At 48.1% G+C, this 13299-nt stretch carries 20 protein-coding genes; 14 read left to right on the top strand and 6 right to left on the bottom strand.

Going from position 1 to position 13299, the window contains the following annotated elements; translation table 11 throughout:
* Nucleotides 1-117 precede the first annotated feature (117 nt).
* Nucleotides 118-1140, top strand: a complete 1023-nt coding sequence (locus LDL70_RS07500; protein ID WP_225688182.1) for a DUF2806 domain-containing protein — start codon at nucleotides 118-120, stop codon at nucleotides 1138-1140.
* Nucleotides 1141-1230: 90 nt separating this feature from the next.
* Here LDL70_RS07500 and LDL70_RS07495 read toward each other — a convergent pair whose 3' ends face one another.
* The 5 genes from LDL70_RS07495 to LDL70_RS07475 form a co-directional block, all read right to left on the bottom strand.
* Nucleotides 1231-1545, bottom strand: coding sequence for a hypothetical protein (locus tag LDL70_RS07495; protein WP_225688180.1), 315 nt, complete (start codon nucleotides 1543-1545; stop codon nucleotides 1231-1233).
* Nucleotides 1546-1753: 208 nt separating this feature from the next.
* Nucleotides 1754-2134, bottom strand: a complete 381-nt coding sequence (locus LDL70_RS07490; protein WP_225688178.1) for a hypothetical protein — start codon at nucleotides 2132-2134, stop codon at nucleotides 1754-1756.
* A 217-nt stretch (nucleotides 2135-2351) separates the two neighbouring features.
* Nucleotides 2352-2552 (bottom strand): hypothetical protein, encoded by a 201-nt coding sequence (locus LDL70_RS07485; protein WP_225688176.1) that lies wholly within the window; start codon nucleotides 2550-2552, stop codon nucleotides 2352-2354.
* A 167-nt stretch (nucleotides 2553-2719) separates the two neighbouring features.
* Entirely contained in the window at nucleotides 2720-3118 is a 399-nt protein-coding gene (locus LDL70_RS07480; protein ID WP_225688174.1) for a type II toxin-antitoxin system HicB family antitoxin, read from the bottom strand.
* A 61-nt stretch (nucleotides 3119-3179) separates the two neighbouring features.
* On the bottom strand, nucleotides 3180-3362 hold the full coding sequence (locus LDL70_RS07475) for a type II toxin-antitoxin system HicA family toxin (protein WP_225688172.1): 183 nt from the start codon (nucleotides 3360-3362) through the stop codon (nucleotides 3180-3182).
* A 147-nt stretch (nucleotides 3363-3509) separates the two neighbouring features.
* Here LDL70_RS07475 and LDL70_RS07470 point away from each other — a divergent pair, with 147 nt between their 5' ends.
* From LDL70_RS07470 to LDL70_RS07430, 9 genes are all read left to right on the top strand, one after another.
* Entirely contained in the window at nucleotides 3510-3914 is a 405-nt protein-coding gene (locus tag LDL70_RS07470; protein ID WP_225688170.1) for a terminase small subunit, read from the top strand.
* On the top strand, nucleotides 3874-5268 hold the full coding sequence (locus LDL70_RS07465) for a PBSX family phage terminase large subunit (protein ID WP_225688168.1): 1395 nt from the start codon (nucleotides 3874-3876) through the stop codon (nucleotides 5266-5268). The genes LDL70_RS07470 and LDL70_RS07465 overlap by 41 nt, the downstream gene beginning before the upstream one ends.
* 65 nt (nucleotides 5269-5333) lie before the next feature.
* Nucleotides 5334-6641 (top strand): anti-CBASS protein Acb1 family protein, encoded by a 1308-nt coding sequence (locus LDL70_RS07460; protein ID WP_225688166.1) that lies wholly within the window; start codon nucleotides 5334-5336, stop codon nucleotides 6639-6641.
* A 2-nt stretch (nucleotides 6642-6643) separates the two neighbouring features.
* Nucleotides 6644-7756: a hypothetical protein gene (locus LDL70_RS07455; RefSeq protein WP_225688164.1), complete on the top strand. Its 1113-nt coding sequence runs from the start codon at nucleotides 6644-6646 to the stop codon at nucleotides 7754-7756.
* Between the two features lie 2 nt (nucleotides 7757-7758).
* Complete coding sequence (locus tag LDL70_RS07450; RefSeq protein ID WP_225688162.1) at nucleotides 7759-8214, top strand: hypothetical protein; 456 nt, start codon at nucleotides 7759-7761, stop codon at nucleotides 8212-8214.
* 12 nt (nucleotides 8215-8226) lie between these two features.
* Nucleotides 8227-9270, top strand: a complete 1044-nt coding sequence (locus LDL70_RS07445; protein WP_225688160.1) for a major capsid protein — start codon at nucleotides 8227-8229, stop codon at nucleotides 9268-9270.
* Nucleotides 9271-9318: 48 nt separating this feature from the next.
* On the top strand, nucleotides 9319-9576 hold the full coding sequence (locus tag LDL70_RS07440) for a hypothetical protein (RefSeq protein ID WP_225688158.1): 258 nt from the start codon (nucleotides 9319-9321) through the stop codon (nucleotides 9574-9576).
* Nucleotides 9577-9581: 5 nt separating this feature from the next.
* On the top strand, nucleotides 9582-10070 hold the full coding sequence (locus tag LDL70_RS07435) for a DnaT-like ssDNA-binding protein (RefSeq protein ID WP_225688156.1): 489 nt from the start codon (nucleotides 9582-9584) through the stop codon (nucleotides 10068-10070).
* Nucleotide 10071: 1 nt separating this feature from the next.
* Nucleotides 10072-10437 carry a hypothetical protein gene (locus LDL70_RS07430; RefSeq protein ID WP_225688154.1) on the top strand — a complete coding sequence of 122 codons (366 nt, stop codon included), beginning with the start codon at nucleotides 10072-10074 and terminating at the stop codon, nucleotides 10435-10437.
* A gap of 18 nt (nucleotides 10438-10455) precedes the next feature.
* Here LDL70_RS07430 and LDL70_RS07425 read toward each other — a convergent pair whose 3' ends face one another.
* On the bottom strand, nucleotides 10456-10827 hold the full coding sequence (locus LDL70_RS07425) for a hypothetical protein (RefSeq protein WP_225688152.1): 372 nt from the start codon (nucleotides 10825-10827) through the stop codon (nucleotides 10456-10458).
* A 67-nt stretch (nucleotides 10828-10894) separates the two neighbouring features.
* Between LDL70_RS07425 and LDL70_RS07420 the strand changes: the two genes are divergently transcribed.
* The 4 genes from LDL70_RS07420 to LDL70_RS07405 are packed head-to-tail and all read left to right on the top strand — an operon-like array spanning nucleotide 10895 to nucleotide 13267.
* Nucleotides 10895-11941, top strand: a complete 1047-nt coding sequence (locus tag LDL70_RS07420; RefSeq protein ID WP_225688150.1) for a phage minor head protein — start codon at nucleotides 10895-10897, stop codon at nucleotides 11939-11941.
* The gene (locus LDL70_RS07415; protein ID WP_225688148.1) at nucleotides 11941-12369 is read left to right on the top strand and encodes an HK97 gp10 family phage protein; all 429 of its coding nucleotides are present in this window, start codon (nucleotides 11941-11943) and stop codon (nucleotides 12367-12369) included. Before LDL70_RS07420 ends, LDL70_RS07415 begins: the two co-directional genes overlap by 1 nt.
* Nucleotides 12366-12782 carry a phage tail terminator-like protein gene (locus LDL70_RS07410; RefSeq protein ID WP_225688146.1) on the top strand — a complete coding sequence of 139 codons (417 nt, stop codon included), beginning with the start codon at nucleotides 12366-12368 and terminating at the stop codon, nucleotides 12780-12782. Before LDL70_RS07415 ends, LDL70_RS07410 begins: the two co-directional genes overlap by 4 nt.
* Before the next feature lie 14 nt (nucleotides 12783-12796).
* The gene (locus LDL70_RS07405) at nucleotides 12797-13267 is read left to right on the top strand and encodes a hypothetical protein (RefSeq protein ID WP_225688144.1); all 471 of its coding nucleotides are present in this window, start codon (nucleotides 12797-12799) and stop codon (nucleotides 13265-13267) included.
* Nucleotides 13268-13299 lie beyond the last annotated feature (32 nt).

Here is a 13299-nt window from a genome sequence, read left to right as displayed (position 1 = left end):
CGTTTTGGTCTGGCTACACGAGGCGCTTATTTAAGCTGCCAAAGTCTAAAGTCTTTAACATTGCAAAATAATTAGGAATCATCCCACGTTTAATTAAGTTTAGACGGGGGATGAATTATGGAAAAAGAAGATCATCTGGATAAAGAAACTGCCGTTTCTTTTGACTTGACGGAAACGGGCGGTAGCATCAAAGCTAAAAGCCGCTTGATATCAGCAATTGATAGACTGGGGGGAAGCTTAGTGGAGATTATTAGCTTCCCGGCGGAACGTAGAGTTCAGCGGAACAGAATTGAATTAGATACTGAAAAAGAAGTTATGGAGGCCGCAGCGAAGAAGCTTGTTGAGGCAATCAAAACGGATGATGCTATCGCTAATAGAGTTCTGGAAGCTAGATTTAAGAAAGATGTCAGAAAACAATTAAATAAAGACGGGGTGATTGCGTATGCCCTCGATGACCTACGTAATATCTCTCCAGAAGTGAGTGAAACAGCTGAGGCTCCAGAAGAGCTTGGCGAGGAGTTTTTGGAGCGTTTTGAACACTATGCTGAAGACGCGTCAACTGATGATTTGCGGCAGCGTTGGGGACGTATTCTTGCTGGCGAAATACGTAAGCCAGGGACTTTTAATCGTAAAGTGTTAAGAGCGGTGGATGAAATTGATAGTAGAACAGCGAAGCTATTTGAAGGGCTAGCTGAGGGCGGACTGGGAAATGTACTGTTTAAGTCACTGATACGACATACTACATATAATGAACGTATTTTATTACATAGTTCAGGCATACTCACTGTTGTCTCTGACGATCAGCACCGATTTTTTGTTGATATGACATTAAATTCTGGGGAGCGTGTTTGGTTTTTTGGCTTATATGATTACGCAATAGCATTTTCTGTAGATATTGAGCCAAATTATGAAGATAAAGACATCATTTTGAAATATGAAAATACACCATGCTTACCTATCTTTTTATTGACAGATGTTGGTGAGGCTTTGTTGAATATAATTATAAGAAATGAAATTGATATTGTCCGTAATTTGGCGGAAAAAGTAAACTCTGTACTCCCTGAAAATAGTTTAATGTATTTCGTGAAAAATAAAAATAATAATTTGTTTTTTAGGGTAAGGAATTTTAATAATCTTTAAAATAAGCGTTATAATTAATTGCCCACGCCGTTCCTCACGGTTCGGCGCGGGTGCTCATTTCTATCTCCTCAGAGAGGGGGGGGGTGAGAGTTATGTTTCAATGAATCCAACTAGTTCCAGTTCTCCAGTTGAAAGAGGAGCTGCTACATCAAACTCGATATTCTCTTTTCCATTAAGGCTCGGAATTTTTTTGCAGTCTTCTTTACTGAAATGAATTGTGAACTCAGGCGGGAGTATACTGACGTTATTATTGTCATCAACGACGCTATAACGACGTGAATAACCGGTATAAGTACCTGCTGGAATTTCAAATTTTTCAATCTTACATTTATCGAATTTTTCGACCTTGAAATTCTTGCTTGCTTTAAAAGTTTCTGTTTGTTCAGTGAAGTTTGATTCAGACATAATACATGCTCCGCTAATTTGCTCTCATTGAACAAAGCTGACTCTTGCTTCCATAGCAATAACTTGCACTTCGCTCACTGGCGAAAGGATAACTCATGCCCTTTCTTGAATTCACCTTTCAATCATTCTGGCACTTTACCGGCATGATCATTTTAATCTGGGCGGTATCCGCAGGTCTTGTAATGGTCGCTGCTGTTGTAAGGGGGAGTTAATTGTTTTTTGATTTGAATAGAGGAGCTAAGCTTGGGTTTAGCTCTTTTGTAAGCGTATCAGTTTCTCTTATCTCAAGGCAGGCCGTCTCTTTATTATTTGAGATTTCTTGGCGGCTTTCTGCCAAGAGTTTAATAAAAATCGGCTCGTTGAATGGTTCTAGGCCTGTAGCGCTTATATAGCCGTTGTAATACTGATAATTGCCTTTGAAATTTTCACAGCCTTCGTGTGCAGCAACTGTGACCGCCAACTGCAATAAAAACTCTTCTTTGCTTATTGTACCTGGTGGATAGAGCGACTGTTCAGTTTGATGCTGTTGAGCAATGGAAGTCTGGGATGAGAAGAGCAGTATACCAAATGTTAAAATAATGCTTCGCATAGCTGGCCATATTAGAGAATTTTAAAGTATAGCTTAGTCTTAAATTTTATACCAAGCAAGTAACGAACATCCTCATTGAAGAGCTTAATGGTAAGGGTGTTAAACCAAATCAGAAATCAGAAATCAGAAATCAGAAATCAGAAATCAGAAATGAGAAATCAGAAATGAGAAAGGCAGCTTAAAGGCTGCCTTTTTGATTTTGTAGATTAAAATATCTTCAGCAAGCGCCTTGTTCTTTTAGCCAGTTAATAGATTTTTGTAAATTATCTATTGCTGATTGCTCTCTGTTAATAATATCTTCGAAAGCTGGCGCTCCAATAGTAATTCCATATTGTTTTAATTCTAATAATTTACGGATATGATTTATATGATTATCGCGCATTTCTTCTAATACATTGCAAAAAGTTTTTTCTGTCATTTTAAAGCTCCTGATTCTTCTTTTATTTAATTAAATATATTATTTAATTTTTATCAATAAGTATAATTATTTTATAGAGTTGTCGCTCAAAATCATTGTAATTATTTAACTTTACGCAACTATGTGCGGGTGCATTGGGCGTATGATGATATGTTTGAGGCAGGCGATTAAACGCCTACCTCAATTTCATGACGTGCGGCTTGAGCCAGAAATGACGAGCGGGTTAAGCCGCGGTCTTTGGCTACATTGTCGATTGCTTTAAGAACTCCACGTTCAAAAGTGACATTCACGCGGACAACGGCGCTGTCGTCTTCGATGTATGGCACAGAGATGAGATATGCGCCGTCATTCAATGCAGAGCGCACATCATCACGCGCTACGATGTCAGCATGACTGGAAGCTTCAGGTAAGGTTTCGTCTTCTGCATAAAGCTGTAATGCTTCAATCGCGTTCTTTACGATATCTTCGGCCTCATCGGACGCAGAAAAGACGCTTGGTAGATCAGGAAACTGAATACCATAAGCACTATCGGAATCTTTATGCACCAATGCAAAGAAGTGTTTCATAGGGTACTCCTGTTTGTAGGGAGATTATTAGACAGTTGATTGTCACATATAAGGGGGCCGGTTATTCCCAGCCCGCTTGTTTCGCTATTGCCTTGGCCGTTCCGATCGGAAGGTCTTTCTTGGGGTGAGGAACTATGATGGTCATGTCCCCTTTTCTGAATTTGTGGTGAGAGCCTTTCACCGATACTAATTCGAACCCTTCATTTTCAAGGCGTTTAACAATCTTCTTACTGTCTCGTAGCATCTTCCCTCACTGTTATTTCGGTGAGTATATAAATACACATCTTAAGGTTAGTTGTCAATTATGATGTGTAACAAAATACACATTGCAAAATACCGTGACAGGATAACTCATGACCGATGAAGCGCCGGATATTGGTAGGCCGACAGAATGACACTTACTGCAAAGCAAGAGCGTTTTGTCTCAGAATATCTGATTGATCTCAACGCCACACAGGCAGCGATACGCGCCGGCTACAGTGAGAAGACTGCACAGGAACAAAGCTCACGCTTGTTATCAAATGTTATGGTGCAGCAAGCGGTATCTGATGCTCAGAGCAGAGTAGCCGAAAAAGCCGAATGGAGCGCCGCTGACAGGCTTCGCATGCTTGCAGACATAGCCGATGCCAATATCAAAGACGACCCGCGTGTGGCTGTCTCTGCCATTGCAGAAGCCAATAAGATGCAGGGTAGTCATGCTCCGACCAGGACAGAACATACCGGCAAGGATGGTAAGCCGATAGAGGTTAAGACACTTGCAGACTTCTACGCCAACCCTCAATCCGGTACTTCGTGATTTCTGGCTGACGCCGGCACGCAACCGTGTTCTCTATGGTGGTCGTTCAAGTTCTAAATCATGGGATGCCGCTGGGTTTGCTGTCTATCTGGCCACACAGTGCAATATCCGTGTTCTGTGTGCCCGACAGTTTCAGAATAAGATTGCAGAGAGTGTCTATACGCTTCTCAAAATTCAGATCAGCCGCTTTGGTCTGACTAATCAGTTCGTCATCACTGAGAACACCATCCGGCATAAAGTGACCGGTGCGGAGTTTATGTTCTATGGTCTGTGGCGTCATATCGATGAAATTAAGTCGCTGGAAAGCATCGACATATGCTGGATCGAGGAAGCTCATAATCTCACGCAGGAGCAGTGGGACATTCTGGAGCCGACGCTTCGTAAGGAAGGCTCTCAGTTCTGGATCATCTTCAATCCGCGGCTGACAACGGATTTTGTCTATAAGCGGTTTGTGCGAAACACACCGCCGGATACGATTAAACGGCATATCAACTTCAACGAAAACTCGTTTCTGTCTCAGACCATTCTCAAGGTCATTGAGGCTAAGCGGGCAGAGGATGAAGAAGAGTTCCGGCATATCTATCTGGGTGAGCCATTGGAAGATGACGAGGCGGTTATCATCCGCCGCTCATGGATACTGGCAGCAGTTGATGCTCATAAGAAACTCGGCATTGAGCCTAAGGGCATCAGGCGTATTGGTTTTGACGTTGCTGATAGCGGCAATGATAAATGTGCGACGGTGGCAGCACAGGGTTTTCTGGCCATGCAGGTGGATGAATGGAAGGCTAGAGAGGATGAGCTTCTCAAATCTGCCGGTCGCGTTCATGCCCTGGCACGAGAACTCGATGCCGAAATTGATTATGACAGCATCGGGGTCGGAGCCTTTGCCGGTGCGCATTTTCAGGCGCTGAATACTGAGCATGAGGTGAGGATCGGGTATTTCCGGTTTAATGCCGGCGCGGCAGTTTTAAATCCTGATGCACAGGTCGATCCTGATGACCCTAAATCGCCGAAGAACAAAGACTTCTACGCCAACCTGAAAGCACAGGCGTGGTGGAGCGTTTCAAAGAGGTTTCGCAATACCTATAACGCGGTGACCAAAGGAGAGGTCTTTGATGAAGACGATCTGATCGCGATCTCGAGTGATTGTGAGCATCTGGATGGTCTCATCGATGAGCTTTCAACTCCGCGCAAGGACTTTGATAACTCCGGCCGTTCAAAGGTTGAGAGTAAGAAGGATCTTGAGAAACGCGATGTGCCTTCTCCCAACAAGGCAGATGCATTTGTAATGGCCTTCGCACCACGTGATAAGGCTCCGTCCGCCGGCATGTTCCTGACTAAGAGGCACCGATGAATGTAATCCGAGCTATGGCAAATGCTGGAGCACGACGCCTTGATGTGATGTTTCCCGGATATTTTATGGCGGCCAAACATAATCACTACAGGGACTTCGGCTATCCGGATAAAGTCACTTTCGACATGCTCTATGCCATGTATACCCGCAACGGTATTGCAGCAGCTGCAGTTGATAAGACCATTCTGAAAACATGGCAGGATGTTCCGTTTCTTCAAGAGCAGCAGCGTGACGGTACGCAAGGTGCCCATACCAAGGAAACAAAAGCTGAAGGAGAGATCCGGCAGCGTTTTGAAGATCTGCGTTTATGGTCGCGTATTGCTGAGACTGACCGGCGCTCACTGGTCGGATCATATTCCGGTCTGATCCTGCGGTTTGCTGACGGCAAAACATTCGATATGCCGGTTGACCGCGTACCGGGCGGTCTTGCGGGACTGGTTGAAATCATACCGGCATGGGAAGGCCAGCTGGCTGTGTCCGAATGGGACACAGATCAAACCAGTGACACCTACGGCGAACCGAAGATGTTTCAGTTCAATGAGGCCAGTGTCGGTGATGATATCCGCCAGCCAAGGCAATTTATGCTCCATCCGGATCGGGCCATCATCTGGTCACGGGACGGGACATTAGATTGCCGGTCGCTGCTGGAGGCCGGTTATAATGACCTGATGACTTTGGAAAAGGTCAGCGGGTCGGGCGGTGAGGGATTTTGGAAGAATGCCAAATCCGCACCGGTGCTGGAAGTCTCGCCTGAAGCCCGCATTGATGAAATGGCAAAGGCAATGGGCGTCTCGGTAGATGAGATAGCCGATAAGATGAATGAGCAGGTGGCAGGCTGGCAAAAGGGTTTTGACCAGCTGCTGATGATACAGGGCATGGAAGCCAAAAGCTTAGGTGTTACCCTGCCAAGCCCTGAGCACTTCTTCTCGATCGCGCTGCAGTCATTTGCGGCTTCGATCGCAATGCCGGTTAAGATCCTGATCGGGTCACAGTCCGGAGAACGAGCCAGCACAGAAGACGCCAATGAATGGTCTCAGACCAATATGTCTCGTCGCACTAATACAGTACGGCCGAACATTATGGCGCTGATTAATCGGCTTGAGCGATTTGGCATTCTGGCTGAACGCGACTGGTATCTGGACTGGTCAGATCTGACAGAAGCCTCAATGACGGAAAAGATCGAACGGGTGTCCAAGATGGCAGACACCAATCAGAAAATGCGGGAAACGGGTGAACTGGTATTCACGCCGGATGAATTGCGTGAGGTCCTGGGCAAAGAGCCGCTGACCGAAGAGCAGCGTTACCGCAATGAAGATGATGATGACGAAGCGTCAGTGATGCCGCGTAAACCTCCTGCGGCTGAGGAAAAATAACAATGAAGACAGTTCGGGTGAATATCCGCACGCTGGCTAACGCCGGCGCGATACGACGTGAAAAACGTAATGGCCGCGATGTGGTGATTGTGCCCGGTGCAACGCTACCGGACAACATCGTTATGAACGGTATCATGTATCCGGCTGAAGAGATTGAAAAGAGTTTCAGCAGTCTCAGCCGTAAGCCGGCACCGCTTGGTCATCCGGTGATCAATGGCAAATTTGTATCAGCCAGTGATCCGGAAGGGCTCAATCTCGGCTGGATAGGCGCATGGAACGAGAATGTCCGGCGTGAGAACGGCCGCGTCCTGCTTGATAAGATTATTGACGTTGAAATGGCAAATCGCAGCGAGGGCGGCAGGGCTGTACTGTCCGCAATTGACAAAGGTGATCCCATCCATACCTCAACCGGCCTCTACTGCATGATGGAGGCCGCTAACGGTGACGTTTCTTATAAGAACATCGCCCGCAATATCCAGTTCGACCATGACGCTATCCTGCTGGATCAGGATGGGGCGGCCACGCCTGAACAAGGTGTGGGAATGCTGGTTAATTCAAGCGGTGATCCGGAAGACATCGAAGTCATTAACTCCGCACTTGATGAAGCAGAGCGTGATCTCGACTGGGCATTGGATTCTGCAGTCCGCGCACTGGAGAAGCGTCAGCGGGCACCACTGCTGGAGCGTTTGAAATCCGCATTAATCGAGGCTTTCGGCACGGGTCGGGAAACCTCTGCAAACAGAAAGGAAACAGACATGACTGTATCGAAAGAACAGTTTGAAGAGCTGTCCGCTAAGGTGAATACCCTTTCGGAAAGTTTCAGCACGATCGGCAACACTATCTCAGAGGCCGTCGCATCTGCGGTCAAACCTCTGACTGATAATCTTGCAGATATGCAGGCCAATCAGAAAGCTCAAAATGACGCAGAAAAAGCCGGTCTGGTGGAAAAGGTCGTAAAGGCCAACCTGCTGACTGAAGCGGTGGCCAATGAGCTGACGCTCAATGCGCTCAAAGAGCTGGCACCTAAGGCAGCACCGGCTCACGCAGCTGCACTCAACAGTACCTACAAGCCCGATAACGGCAAACCTGCCTATCAGCTTCCGGAGGGTAATTGATCATGGCACGCTATAATAAGATTTTTGCGGGTCCTGTTACTCAGACCACGCCACAGGTGACAGAAGCACCGGCCTCAGTAGCAATTCTGCCAGGGTCTGTTCTCATTCTGACTGACGGTAAATTCGTTCCGGCCGGTGCCTCTGCCACAGGCAAAGTCTATATCGCTCAGGATAATTACCTGACACTGGGCGGTGTGGATGAGGCATATGCTGCAGGTGATGTAACTATTGGCATGGAAATGCTGGATCAGCAGTTCTTCAATGCCCGTGTAGCTGCCGGTATTAATCTCTCAAAGGGAACAGCTCTTTCGCCCGGTGCGGATGGTGCGCTTACGATTGCTGCCGCTGGCTCGAAGATGGTGGTCGCATTCTCTGATGAGACTTTCAACAACACAACCGGTTCAGCTCAGCTTGTTCGCGTACGCGCGGCTAAGGGCTATCTGACGGCTGCAGAATAAGGAGAACCGGTAATGCGTTACTTTGATAAAGAGCTGGTTGCTAACTCTAAGGAACATGCAACCTGGTGGAATGAAGTTACTGCAAACCGTGAGTGGTTTCATCAGACCGAAACTGCAATGGCTGCAGTTCAAAATGCTGCCTCTATCTTGCCGCGTGATGCCTGGCTGGATCTGGACGGTATTACCCGTCGTGTCATGCGCAACGATGAAGGTCAGGCCTATATGGCGGATCTTATGCCTTTGGCAAAGGCCGTGAATATTGGCAAGCTGGTACATATGAACCGTGTTTCCTCGGATGCCGGTGCTGTGGTGCGCTCGCTTTCCGGTCAGGTTCCGACTGCGATGGATAAAGTCGTCTACGACTATCGCGGCTCACCGGTGCCGATCTTCTCGACCGCTTATGGCCGTGAATGGCGGGAGTGGAATACGCTGCAGTCTGAAAACTTTGACGCACTGTCGGATGATCAGGAAGCGCATACAGCTAAGATCCGTCGTGACATGGCGCTCTATGCACTGGACGGTGATACGAATATCTCTGTCAAAGGCTATAAAGCCACTGGCATTCGTACCAGCCCGTATTCCAAAGCGATCAATCTGGGTACCGGTGCCGGCGGCGCGGGGATCGATCTGACCACAGCCGGTTCTGATGAAGTTGATACCTTTATCACCCAGACCCTCGGTGCGATGCTGGATGCCAACCTGATCACTGCAAAGGTCAATCTGTATATCTCACCGGAGATCGGCCGTAACTTTGATAAGTCTTATTCCGGATCGACAGGCTTTAAGGGCGGCACATTGCTGTCCTATCTGCTGACCAACCGCCGTATCAATAAGATCGCAGTGACGCATGAGCTTAAAGGCAATGCGTTCTTTGGTTTTGTACCAAGTGCGGAATATATCCGGCCACTGGTTGGTATGGCTGTGAATACGACAGCCATGACACGGCTTAATCCGACCGACAATTACCAGTTCCTCATCATGGGCGCGATGGGGATGGAAATCCGTGCGGATTATAACGGCAAATCCGGTGTGTTCTACTCCACTGTTGTCAATTAACCGGTTGCCCTGTCTTCGGGCAGGGCGTCTCTGTTCAGGAGAGCATTTATGAAAATTCGTATTACAGGCGCCGGTATTTACGGCAAATCCGGTGAAATCGAAGTGGGTACCGAACTCACAGTTCAGTCCGAGCCAAAAGGCTGGGAAGGCCGGTACCAGATCATCGAAGGTGATACTGCGGGTAAGACCGAAGTTATCAACCGTGACGAACTGAAGAAGCAGGCTGATGAACTCGGCATCGAATATGCCCGTAACGTCAGTAACGAAAAGCTTCAGGAACTCATTGACGCTAAGCTGGCGGAATAACGCACATGGCCGGTTACGGGACGGATGATCAGTTCACACAATGGCTGACTGATAATGGTTATACGCTGCCGGCCGGATCATTCGCGCCGGCAGTCTTGCGTCAGCGGGGCAGTCAGTATGTTGATGCACTTTATGGTGACCGGTTTATCGGTACGTTAGCTGCGTTTGATCAGGAACGGGCATGGCCGCGCACAGGAGCATCTCTGCGTGGCGTTCCGGTGTCTGCAAGTGCGGTACCGCTGCCGGTCATTCATGCTTCATTTTTTGCGGCTTTAACAGAAGCCCGTAATCCGGACAGCCTAAACACTATCGGTTCTGCTTCTTCAATCGTTGTGCGTGAGAAGGTCGGGGCATTGGAAACACAATTTGCCGGCGTTCAGGGAACTGATGTGGCTGCAGCACTAACTCCGTTGATTTCGGTTGTAGATGGTATGCTCACACCATATCTGCGCAATCCGCATACTGCTTGCTTCGGCATCCAATCGGTAGGCTGAGATGGTTGGTTTTAATTATGCTGCCGGCAGGGCTACTGCAGACCGCCTGATAGCCCGCTTTGGTCAGACCGGAGTAATCCGGCGTACGGAAGATAAACCGGATAATCCAGAGCCCTGGAAGCCTGAGCGAACAGAGGCGGACTATCCGTGTAAGCTCGTTGTGCTGGAATACAGTGCATATGAACTGCAAGGCACACTGATTGAAGCGAATGACCGTAAGATCTACGTGGCAGCAGGAGGTCTGGAAGTTGAGCCGACAGTTGCTGATAAGCTGATTGTCGGTGGTTCCGAGTTCACAGTCATTCGCGTGTCGCCGCTTAATCCGGCAGGCGTTGTGGTTTATTATGAACTGCAAGTAAGGGGATAATATTTCAGGATGAACGCATTAAGTTTTACGCTTTTGATAAGCTGCATTCAGTTCATCCATAGTTGGCGGAATGATGCGATACCAATTCTCCGCATAAACCTTCTCTCTCTGGGCATGCAGATCTTCATGCGTGGAAAAGCCAGATCCTGGAAGCCCGCTTTTTGAGTTCACTACCAGTACAGTTAACGATGGCAATTTAGAATCTTTGCACCAGTGCAGTATGTGATCGAGTGGATGTGAAAATACTCCTGCACCATCAAAGTTCATTATTTCAGCAAGTTTTTTATAAGTAATGGTTTGGCGATTATACGCTAACCCAATCAATATATTGAAAATTTGTACTGCTCTATTAGTTGAACTGACGATATCGTCGTACATCCGTACGCTCATGAACACCTCCCATTGTTTTGTCGCTTAAATGTTTGTTTGGACACTAACATACGTGGATGATTACTAAATGCTCAGACGTTTAAGTCAACGTGATCGCTTTGAACTGCTGATTGCTAATTTCGAACCGTTGATCCGTTCAGCATTCATGGCTGCTATTACTGATATTAAATCCAATGTGCAGATGCGCCGGATTGTTGAACGACTGGAAAAGAGCGATATTAGCGGTGCAATGGAAGCTTTGCACATTGATCTGGCTGTTTTCCGGCCATTGGATAAAGCGATAGCAGATACTTTTGAGGGCGGAGGAATTGCCGCATTATCCGGTTTGCCGAAGTTTCGTGATCCGGACGGCAATGTGCTGGTGATCCGTTTTGATGTGCGTCACATCGGTGCTGAGCGTTGGCTATCCGGCCAGTCAGCAGGTTTAATCCCTTCAGTTGCCGATGATATGCGCAATGCAGTTCGTAATGCACTGATCGCGGGTATAGAGGCAGGTAATAACCCGAAAACAACAGCTCTCGATGTTGTTGGGCGTATCAACCGGGCGACAGGCAGGCGCGAAGGCGGGATACTTGGCCTGACTGAGGCGCAGTCACAGTATGTCCGGAATGCCCGTCTGGAACTGCTCTCCGGTGATCCTGCTTCATTGCAGAACTATCTGACGAGAGCACGACGGGATAAGCGCTTTGACCGCACTGTGCTAAAAGCAATTCAAACCGGTGAAAAACTACCGGCTGATACAATCGTACGGATGCTCGCCCGATATGAGGACAGTTTATTGCGTCAGCGTGGTGATACGATCGCCCGTACGGAAACGCTGTCTGCATTGAATGCTGCTAATCATGAAGCGTTCAGGCAGGGACTTGAGAGCACCGGATACACTGAGCAAGATGTTACCCGCGTATGGAAAACAGCTTCGGATGAGCGTGTGAGACATGATCATCGCCTCATGGGCGGAGTTGAGGTGCAGGGGCTCAATACTCCTTTCACTTTACCGGATGGTTCTCAGATGATGTATCCGGGTGATACCAGTCTGGGTGCGTCTGCCGGTCAGGTTATCCGATGCCGGTGCACACAGTTCATCAGGCTGAACTTTCTGAAAAACATCGACTAATGGTTCAACAGAACTTTGCTGCACAGGTGGATGCATTCGTGATGCAGACACAGCGCCGGATGCTGGCTGTATTTCGGACTGCCGCACAATTTGTCATTGAGGATATGATCGATCGTGTGCCGGTGGACACAGGATTTCTGCGGGCAAGCGTTGTGGTGTCCCTTGACGGTGCAAGACCTCCTGACAGGCCGTTACCCGCCGGCAGTAAGCCAAAACAATATGAATTGAACCCGCAATACACTCTGGCAATTGCCGGAGCGGAAATCGGTAACACGATCTGGGCGAGCTTTACCGCAAATTACGGGGCACATGTTGAATACGGCACGAACGGCCGGCAAGGGCGCGGCATGGTGAGACTGGCAGCTCAGAACTGGCCGGTTCATGTAGCGCGGGCATCAGATGAAGTCAGAAAGCAGAGTGGCGCATGAATGTTGATCTGATCATTTATGAAGCTCTGCTTGAACAACTGAGAACGGTCAGTTTCGCACCACATAAGGTCGATATTGCATGGCCTGGTACAGACTATAAGCCAAAAGCCGGCGTCACGTATCTGCGACCGTCAGTTCTGCCGAATACGACGAGATCTCCTTTTCTCGCACTCGATGCTGAAAACCATTATCTCGGACTATTTCAGGTTCTCATCTGTGATGTGAGCGGGAGCGGCGGCATTAAAGCCCGTGAGATTGCAGGCCGGATCACACAAGCGTTTGCACGCGGTTCGGTCATCACCAGAGACAATGTTTCAATCCATGTCAGTGCATCGCCGACGGTCGGTAATGACATGCAGGAACCGGACAGGCTCATAGTTCCGGTAACAATCCCTTATTTTTCTTTTGCCTAACAGGAGACTTCACCATGGCAAATACCAACATGGGTACAAAGTTCTATATCAGCGCGACAATCGCTCCGAATGATCTCGCGCTAACTGATTTTGAAGCCATTGATGACTGGGTTGAGGTCGCAAAGGTCGGCAATATCGGTGAAACCGGCTCACAGGTGAATATCCTGAACTATGACACCATGGATACGACAGTGACCCAGAAAGCAAAGGGTATCATCAATGCCGGTGATCCGGCGATTGAGTGCTCTTATGTACCGACAGATCAGGGGCAGCTGGCCATGCGGGCGGCAGCGAAGACGAACTTCAATTATGCGTTCAAGATCGTCCACAATGATAAGCTGACGCCGGCAGGTACGGGCACCACGCATTTCAACCGTGGCTTGGTAGCGGGACCTTCAACACCTAACGGCGGTGTTGAAGATTTCATTCTCAATGTGTTCACATTGGCGCTTAATCAGGAGCAGCTTACTATTCCGGCGGCGTGATCTGGGAAGACACGTGTTGATTTATGTATGAG

The sequence above is a fragment of the Pseudochrobactrum sp. XF203 genome (assembly GCF_020341615.1).
GTDB classification, from domain to species: Bacteria; Pseudomonadota; Alphaproteobacteria; order Rhizobiales; family Rhizobiaceae; genus Pseudochrobactrum; species Pseudochrobactrum saccharolyticum.
Note: the sequence above shows the minus strand (reverse complement) of the source record. Positions and strands in the feature narration are given on the sequence as shown.

What these genes read in the sequence shown, in the direction of transcription:
- LDL70_RS07500 (WP_225688182.1), top strand. Translation starts at nt 118, where the DNA reads ATGGAAAAAGAAGATCATCTGGATAAAGAAACTGCCGTTTCTTTTGAC.
- LDL70_RS07495 (WP_225688180.1), bottom strand. Translation starts at nt 1,545, where the DNA reads ATGTCTGAATCAAACTTCACTGAACAAACAGAAACTTTTAAAGCAAGC.
- LDL70_RS07490 (WP_225688178.1), bottom strand. Translation starts at nt 2,134, where the DNA reads ATGCGAAGCATTATTTTAACATTTGGTATACTGCTCTTCTCATCCCAG.
- LDL70_RS07485 (WP_225688176.1), bottom strand. Translation starts at nt 2,552, where the DNA reads ATGACAGAAAAAACTTTTTGCAATGTATTAGAAGAAATGCGCGATAAT.
- LDL70_RS07480 (WP_225688174.1), bottom strand. Translation starts at nt 3,118, where the DNA reads ATGAAACACTTCTTTGCATTGGTGCATAAAGATTCCGATAGTGCTTAT.
- LDL70_RS07475 (WP_225688172.1), bottom strand. Translation starts at nt 3,362, where the DNA reads ATGCTACGAGACAGTAAGAAGATTGTTAAACGCCTTGAAAATGAAGGG.
- LDL70_RS07470 (WP_225688170.1), top strand. Translation starts at nt 3,510, where the DNA reads ATGACACTTACTGCAAAGCAAGAGCGTTTTGTCTCAGAATATCTGATT.
- LDL70_RS07460 (WP_225688166.1), top strand. Translation starts at nt 5,334, where the DNA reads ATGGCGGCCAAACATAATCACTACAGGGACTTCGGCTATCCGGATAAA.
- LDL70_RS07455 (WP_225688164.1), top strand. Translation starts at nt 6,644, where the DNA reads ATGAAGACAGTTCGGGTGAATATCCGCACGCTGGCTAACGCCGGCGCG.
- LDL70_RS07450 (WP_225688162.1), top strand. Translation starts at nt 7,759, where the DNA reads ATGGCACGCTATAATAAGATTTTTGCGGGTCCTGTTACTCAGACCACG.
- LDL70_RS07445 (WP_225688160.1), top strand. Translation starts at nt 8,227, where the DNA reads ATGCGTTACTTTGATAAAGAGCTGGTTGCTAACTCTAAGGAACATGCA.
- LDL70_RS07440 (WP_225688158.1), top strand. Translation starts at nt 9,319, where the DNA reads ATGAAAATTCGTATTACAGGCGCCGGTATTTACGGCAAATCCGGTGAA.
- LDL70_RS07435 (WP_225688156.1), top strand. Translation starts at nt 9,582, where the DNA reads ATGGCCGGTTACGGGACGGATGATCAGTTCACACAATGGCTGACTGAT.
- LDL70_RS07430 (WP_225688154.1), top strand. Translation starts at nt 10,072, where the DNA reads ATGGTTGGTTTTAATTATGCTGCCGGCAGGGCTACTGCAGACCGCCTG.
- LDL70_RS07425 (WP_225688152.1), bottom strand. Translation starts at nt 10,827, where the DNA reads ATGAGCGTACGGATGTACGACGATATCGTCAGTTCAACTAATAGAGCA.
- LDL70_RS07420 (WP_225688150.1), top strand. Translation starts at nt 10,895, where the DNA reads ATGCTCAGACGTTTAAGTCAACGTGATCGCTTTGAACTGCTGATTGCT.
- LDL70_RS07415 (WP_225688148.1), top strand. Translation starts at nt 11,941, where the DNA reads ATGGTTCAACAGAACTTTGCTGCACAGGTGGATGCATTCGTGATGCAG.
- LDL70_RS07410 (WP_225688146.1), top strand. Translation starts at nt 12,366, where the DNA reads ATGAATGTTGATCTGATCATTTATGAAGCTCTGCTTGAACAACTGAGA.
- LDL70_RS07405 (WP_225688144.1), top strand. Translation starts at nt 12,797, where the DNA reads ATGGCAAATACCAACATGGGTACAAAGTTCTATATCAGCGCGACAATC.